This window comes from Streptomyces roseochromogenus subsp. oscitans DS 12.976 (genome assembly GCF_000497445.1).
Classification (GTDB): Bacteria; Actinomycetota; Actinomycetes; order Streptomycetales; family Streptomycetaceae; genus Streptomyces; species Streptomyces oscitans.
Genome location: NZ_CM002285.1, coordinates 2052183 through 2059553, shown reverse-complemented (window position 1 = coordinate 2059553; position 7371 = coordinate 2052183). Strand labels below are relative to the sequence as shown.

Below are 7371 nucleotides of genomic sequence, written 5' to 3'. Positions count from 1 at the left end.
GTGCGCGCCCGGCGCGTGCAGATCCGGCGCGCCCGGCACGGAATCCGTACGCACGCCCTCAACGCGCACTGTCTGCCTCCCCGTCAGCCGAGCGCTGCCCCGCACCACCCGCACGCCGGCGTGCGCCAGATGCGCCTCGACCCCCTTGTGGTTCCGCGCCACGATGTCGTCCCGGGTGGCCACCAGCGCCGCCCAGTCGACCGAGTCCAGCGTGGCCTTCACGCCCCACCGCTCGCGCGCCTCCACGATGCCGTCGACCAGTTCGGCGGCGTGCAGCATCGCCTTGCTCGGAATGCAGCCCCGGTGCAGGCAGGTTCCGCCGACCTTGTCGCGTTCGACGAGGACGACGTCCAGACCGAGAGCGGCGGCGCGCAGGGCGGTGCTGTAGCCGCCCGTGCCGCCGCCGATGACGAGGACGTCCGTCGTGTTCGTGGTCCGTGTGCTCATGTCTCCACCCTCCGCCCGCCCCTTGCCATGAGTCCAAGGCAATGTTGTTGTGGAAGCCATGCAGGATGTTTATGGGTGGCGGGGGAGGGCGTGGAGTTGAGTCTGCGTCAAATGGAATATTTCGTGACGGTCGTCCACGAGGCGTCGTTCACGCGCGCGGCGGAGACCCTGCACGTCACGCAGCCCGCGCTCTCGCACCAGATCAAGGCCCTGGAGAAATCGGTCGGCGGCGCCCTGCTGGAGCGCATGCCCCGCGGTGTGCGCCTCACCTCCATGGGGCGGGCCTTCCTGCCGCACGCCGAACTCGCCGTCCGCAGCGCCGCACAGGCCCGCCGTGCGGCCCGTGCCAACGCCGGCGCCGAAGGTGGCGAACTGCACGTCGCCACCCTGCACTCCCTCGCCGTGGGCGTCCTGCCCGACGTCTTCGCCCGCTGGCGTGCGGCCCATCCCCGGGTCCTGCTGCGCCTGCACGAGTACGCCACCGCCGAAGCCCTGGAGGACGCCGTGCAGCGCGGCACCGCCGACCTCGCATTTGGCCCCGAGCCCACCGGCCGGCCCGGCACCGTCGTATCCGTCGGCGAGGAGGAACTCGTCCTGGTGGTCCCGTTCGACGACCCGCTCGCCGGCCGTACGACTGTGACGCTGCCCGAACTCGCCGACCGGGCCTGGGTCCGCTGTGCGCTGGAACCCGTCGTCCACGGCGCGCGCTTCCTCGACTGGGCCTGCGGGCAGGCCGGATTCACGCCGCGGACGGCCGTGTGGACCGAGCACACCTCGACGGCCGTGCGCATGGCCGCCGCCGGGGTCGGGGTGAGCACCGCGTCGGCCGACGTCGTGCGCGGGGCCGTGGGCGAGGACTGTGTGATCCTCACCCCCGACCCGGCCTGGAAGCGCCCCCTCGCCGTCTACGCGCGCGTGCCGCCCACCGGCGCGGCCGAGGCCTTCGTGGACCTCCTGCGCACCACCTGGCCCGCCCCGTCGACCCCTCCCGCGCGACACGCCACGCGGGCCCGGCCAAGTGCGGGACACGAGGGGGCCGAGCCGCCCGAGCCACTCGCAACGCCTGTCCCCTGAGCCCTCTCAGTGCTCCTCGGCCCTCCGCGCCCCCGCAAGCCCCGCACCCCGTTCACCTCTCGGTGCCGGCCGAGCTGCTCCCGCACGCCCCTCACATCCCCTCCCCAACCCGCTCCAGCAGCACCACCGGCAGCCTCTCGAAAAGATCCGCCACGCGTGCGTGGCCGGTGAACTCCCGCCCCCGGGTGAGCAGATCCGCCCACCGCCCCGGTGGCAGCGTCAGCCGTGTCTCGTGCCAGCCGCCCGCCTCCGCGAGCCGCAGCGACAGCCGGGTCACCGCCGTGACCACCGCACCGGAGCGCACGAACGCCACACAGTGCCCGGCCGCCGGACCCTCGGCCGCCAGTGGGTCGTAGGACGCGGCCGTGCCGAAGGCCTCGGGGCGCCGGGCCCGCAGCCGCAGCGCCGCCGCCGTCAGCGCGTCCTTCTCACCGGGCACCTCGGGCGGGAACGCGACCGGCCGCCGGTTGTCCGGGTCCACCAGCGCCCGGTACTCGCCCTCTGTGCCCTGGTACAGGTCCGGCACCCCCGGCATCGTCAGATGGACCAGGGCGGTGCCGAGGACGTTGGCTCGGATGTGGGGCTCCAGTGCCTTGCGGAACGCGGCCACACGCTCGCCCGGCGGCCCGCACGGACCGGCGGCGACGAACGCGGCAACCGCCTCCTCGTACGGTGGCTCCTGCTCCGTCCAGCTGGTGTACATGCCCGCCTCGCGCACATGCTTCAGCAGCGCCTGCCGGACCCGCCCCTCCTCGGCGGGCCCCAGCCCGAACACCGTCTGCCAGGCCGCCCAGGCCAGCTGCCCGTCCGGCCCGCCCAGATCCTCCTCGGAACGGGCCACCTCGGCCAGCAACTCCGCCCAGCGGACCGGGCATTCGGTGAGCACGGCCAGCGCGGCGCGGACGTCGGCACTGCGTTTGGTGTCGTGCGTGGAGACCACCGTGCCGGTGACCGGCCAGTCGCGCTGCACGCGCGCGCAGTACGCGTGGAAGTCCTCCGGGGACACCCCCGGCCGGCCCGGATCGCCGCCGACCTCGGTCGCCGACAGCAGCGGCACATACCGGTAGAACGCGGTGTCCTCCACCGACTTGGCGCGCAGCGCCGACGCGGTCTGCGCGAACCGGGTGCGGAACTCCACGCGGTCGGCGTGGTCCGGTGCCGACCCGTCACCGGGCGGCTCGACCAGCAGCCCGCGCACGATGCCGACGGCCGCCGCCTCCTCGGGCACCACGAAGGCGAGCCGGGCCTCCTCGGCGGCCTCCTCGGTGACGACGGCGGCGGCATCACCGGAGGCGTACGGCCGGTACACCCGCATCCGGACCAGCAGCTCCTCCACGGCCGTACGCAGCGCCCAGGGAGCCCGGTCGCGCAGCGCGAGGTCCGGCGCGGACGCGCACAGGCGGGTGGCGACCCGGGTGAGCCGGTCGGTCTCGGCGGCCAGCTCGTGCGTGAGCACCTTGTGTGCGGCGCGCCGTACCGTCGCGTCCCAGTTCCCGCCCCGGTCCGCCGACGGGGCCGCGAACGCCCGGTACCGGCCCGCCAGTTCGTACGCCCCCGTCCGGTCCGTGAACAGGCCGTCGACCTGGCGCAGGGCGTCGTAGCCGGTGGTGCCCGCGACCGGCCAGGACTCCGGCAGCCGTTCGCCGTCGGCGAGGATCTTCTCCACCACCGTCCAGCGTCCGCCGGTCGCCTCGTGCAGCCGCGCGAGGTAGCCGTCCGGGTCGGCGAGCCCGTCGGGATGGTCGACGCGCAGCCCGTCGAGCACCCCCTCGCAGAGCAACTGGAGGATCTTGGCATGGGTGGCGTCGAACACCTCCGGATCCTCCACGCGCACCCCGATCAGCTCCGAGATGCTGAAGAACCGCCGGTAGTTCAGCTCGGTGCGGGCCAGCCGCCACCACACCGGGCGGTACCACTGGGCGTCCAGCAGCTCCGGCAGCGGCAGTTCCGCCGTGCCCGCGCGCAGCGGGAAGGCGTGGTCGTGGTAGCGCAGCACGTCACCGTCGACCACGAGGTGGTCCAGCTGTGAGCCGACCGGACCGCCGAGCACCGGCAGCAGCACCCGCCCGCCCTGTGCCTCCCAGTCGATGTCGAACCAGCGTGCGTACGGCGAGCCGGGGCCCTCGCGCAGTACTTCCCACAGGGCGCGGTTGTGCCGGGGCGCCATCGCCATGTGGTTCGGCACGAGGTCGGCCACCAGGCCCATCCCGTGCTCCCGCGCGGTCCGCGCCAGCGACCGCAGCCCCTCCTCGCCGCCCAGTTCCTCGCGCACGCGCGCATGGTCCACGACGTCGTAGCCGTGCGTGGAGCCGGGCACGGCCTCCAGGACGGGGGACAGGTGCAGGTGCGAGACACCGAGCGACGCAAGGTACGGTACGGCCGCGGCCGCGGCGGCGAACGGGAACGCGGGCTGGAGCTGCAGCCGGTAGGTGGCCGTGGGCACCGCCGGTCCGGGTCGCGCAGACGTCATGGAAACCTACGTACCCAGCCCGCCGTCTTTCGTGTCATCGGCCCCTGCACGGACCCACGCACGCGTGCCTGGCGTCGAGCGATGGGCACAACGGGGAGACCTGAACGCGGCCGGGCGCGGGACACCTGCCGTCAGGTGATCCGCCTGACCGGCCCACTGCTGCCGTGCGTGTCGTTCCTGGGGCGGCTGCCGAAGGCCACCATCCAGTTCGGCAGTGTGCTGCTCGTCGCCCGGACCTCCGGCTCCCTGTCCGCCGCTGGGCTGACCGGCGGGGCCCTCGCGCTCGGTCAGGTGGCCTGCGGGCCGCTCGTGGGGCGGCTCGCCGACCGGCACGGGCAGCGGACGGTCGTGACGGCCTTCTCGCTCGCCAACGCGCTCGGCGTGGCCCTGCTTGGTCACCGGAGCGTTCGCGGACCTTCCTGCGCCTGTCCTGGCCCTTCTGGGGGCCACCGCGGGGGCCCCCGTGCCGCTCGTCGGACCGCTGGCCCGCACCCGGCTGGTCGCCCTGGCTCGCCGCGCCGGCGCGCCCGAGGCGACCGTCGGCGCCGCGCTCTCCTTCGAGAGCACCCTGGACGAGACGTAGTTCGTCGTAGGTCCGGCGCTCGTCGGGACGGCGGCGGTACTCGCCCATCCGGCCTACGCGATGGCCGGCGCGGCGCTCCTGGTGGCCCTCTGCGGCACCGCCTTCGCCCTGCACCCCACGGCCCGCCTCGTGGCCCCATGCGCGCGGAGCCCGCTGACACCCGCCCGCGCGGAGCCCGTCGACACCCTGGCCCGCGAGGAACCCGCCGTAGCACCCCCGCGCAAGGAGCCCGCCGCCGCACCCGCCCGCGAGCAACCCCCCGTCGCAGCCGTACGCCAAGCCCTCGCCCTCGCCCTCGCACACGCGTGTCCCGCACGCCCCCGCTGCCCCGCTCCTACGGCCCCGCGGCGGCCTTCGCGGCGGCGAGCACGGCGGCCGCGCTCGCCTTCGTCCTGGCCCTGACGACACGTCCGACGACCTACCGGGGCCCGCGTGAAAACGCCCTCCACGCGCGCGTACAGGACGAGTCGGCGGGCCGGGCCGCCGGCCAGGGCCGGTCCGGCGGGTCCGGCCGTGGGACAGTGACGGCGCCTCATCAGCACAGGTCAGCGGGGGCGATGGAGGTGCCCCCGCGGTGGGGGAGTATTCGAGCGTGGGGCAGGGCGTGCCAGCCCCCGCGTTCGCGACAGGGTCCGCCGGACAGGCCCCGGACCCGCCGCCCCGCTACGCCGGCCGCTGCAGCACCGTCAGGCTGCGGTCGGGCAAGGTGATCCGGTCACCCGCCCCGACCTTCGGGCCGGCCCCCGGCGGCACCACTTCCGGCTGGGCCGTGTCGACGACCACCTGCCACTGCCGGCCGTGGTCGACCGGCACCAGGAAGTCCAGCGGCCCCGGCGAGGCGTTGAACATCAGCAGGAACGAGTCGTCGGCGATGCGCTCCCCGCGCTGGCCGGGCTCGGAGATCGCGTTGCCGTTCAGGAACACCGTCAGCGCGGATGCCCGCGCCGAGTCCCAGTCCCGCTGGGTCATCTCCGCGCCCTCCGGGGTGAACCAGGCGATGTCGGAAAGCTCGTCGTGGGTGCCCTCCACGGGGCGGCCGTGGAAGAAACGGCGTCTGCGGAAGACCGGATGGTCCCGGCGCAGCCACACCATCGCGCGCGTGAACTCCAGCAGATCTCGCGGATCCGCGTCGTCCTCGGGCCAGCGCACCCACGAGATGTCGTTGTCCTGGCAGTAGGCGTTGTTGTTGCCGCGCTGGGTGCGGGCGAACTCGTCGCCGTGGCTGATCATCGGCACGCCCTGGGACAGCATCAGCGTGGCGACGAAGTTCCGCATCTGCCGGGCGCGCAGCCGCAGCACCTCCGGGTCGTCGCTCTCGCCCTCGGTCCCGCAGTTCCAGGACCGGTTGTGGCTCTCGCCGTCCCGGTTGTCCTCGCCGTTGGCGGCGTTGTGCTTGTCGTTGTACGAGACGAGGTCGCGCAGCGTGAAGCCGTCATGGCAGGTGACGAAGTTGATCGAGGCCAGCGGGCGTCGGCCGTCGTCCTGGTACAGATCCGACGACCCCGTCAGCCGGGAGGCGAACTCCGCCAGCGCCCGCGGCTCGCCCCGCCACAGGTCCCGTACCGTGTCCCGGTACTTGCCGTTCCACTCGGTCCACAGCGGCGGGAAGTTGCCCACCTGATAGCCGCCCTCGCCCACGTCCCAGGGCTCGGCGATCAGCTTCACCTGGGAGACCACCGGGTCCTGCTGCACCAGGTCGAAGAACGACGACAGCCGGTCCACCTCGTGGAACTGCCGGGCCAGGGTAGCCGCGAGGTCGAAACGGAAGCCGTCGACGTGCATCTCGGTGACCCAGTAACGCAGCGAGTCCATGATCATCTGGAGCACGTGCGGGGACCGCATCAGCAGCGAGTTCCCGGTGCCCGTGGTGTCCATGTAGTAGCGGCGGTCGTCGGTGAGGCGGTAGTACTGCGCGTTGTCGATGCCTTTGAAGGACAGCGTCGGGCCCAGATGGTTGCCCTCGGCCGTGTGGTTGTAGACGACGTCCAGGATGACCTCGATCCCGGCCTCGTGCAGCGCCCGGACCGCCGATTTGAACTCCAGCACCTGCTGTCCGCGGTCGCCCCAGGAGGCGTACGCGTTGTGCGGGGCGAAGAAACCGATGGTGTTGTAGCCCCAGTAGTTGCTCAGGCGCAGGTCGGCCAGCCGGTGGTCGTTGACGAACTGGTGCACGGGCATCAGCTCCAGGGCCGTCACCCCGAGCTTCGTGAGATGGTCGAGGATCGCCGGATGCGCGAGGGCCGCGTATGTGCCGCGCAGCTCCTCCGGCAGCCCCGGGTGACGCATGGTCAGGCCTTTGACATGGGCCTCGTAGATCACCGTGTGGTGGTACTCGGTGCGCGGCGGCCGGTCGTCGGCCCAGTCGAAGTACGGGTTGATCACCACCGAGGCCATGGTGTGCGGCGCCGAGTCCAGGTCGTTGCGGCTGTCCGGGGCGCCGAAGTGGTAGCCGTACACCTCCTCGCCCCACCGGATCGAGCCGCTGATCGCCTTCGCGTACGGGTCGAGGAGCAGCTTCGCGGAGTTGCAGCGCTGCCCGCGCCCGGGGTCGTACGGGCCGTGCACCCGGAACCCGTACCGCTGTCCCGGCATCACGCCCGGCACGTACGCGTGCCGTACGAAAGCGTCGCTCTCGCGCAGTTCCACGGCCGTCTCCGAGCCGTCGTCGTGCAGCAGACACAGCTCTACTCGGTCCGCGGCCTCCGTGAAGACCGCGAAGTTGGTTCCGGCGCCGTCGTAGGTGGCGCCGAGCGGATACGCCTGTCCAGGCCAGACCTGCATGGATATGACTCTCCCA

General features: G+C 73.0%; 4 protein-coding genes. 1 reads left to right on the top strand and 3 read right to left on the bottom strand.

Annotation, left to right across the window (positions count from 1 at the left end):
* Positions 1 to 447: FAD-dependent oxidoreductase (locus M878_RS47425; RefSeq protein ID WP_031224581.1), on the bottom strand; the 447-nt coding region annotated here is incomplete at its 3' end.
* A 96-nt stretch (positions 448 to 543) separates the two neighbouring features.
* Between M878_RS47425 and M878_RS58915 the strand changes: the two genes are divergently transcribed.
* Complete coding sequence (locus M878_RS58915; RefSeq protein ID WP_051430210.1) at positions 544 to 1521, top strand: LysR family transcriptional regulator; 978 nt, start codon at positions 544 to 546, stop codon at positions 1519 to 1521.
* A 91-nt stretch (positions 1522 to 1612) separates the two neighbouring features.
* Here the strand turns inward: M878_RS58915 and treY are convergent, their stop codons facing one another.
* The gene (gene treY, locus M878_RS58910) at positions 1613 to 3991 is read right to left on the bottom strand and encodes a malto-oligosyltrehalose synthase (protein WP_031224579.1); all 2379 of its coding nucleotides are present in this window, start codon (positions 3989 to 3991) and stop codon (positions 1613 to 1615) included.
* A gap of 1246 nt (positions 3992 to 5237) precedes the next feature.
* Complete coding sequence (glgX, locus tag M878_RS58900) at positions 5238 to 7355, bottom strand: glycogen debranching protein GlgX (protein ID WP_023545881.1); 2118 nt, start codon at positions 7353 to 7355, stop codon at positions 5238 to 5240.
* Between the last annotated feature and the right edge of the window lie 16 nt (positions 7356 to 7371).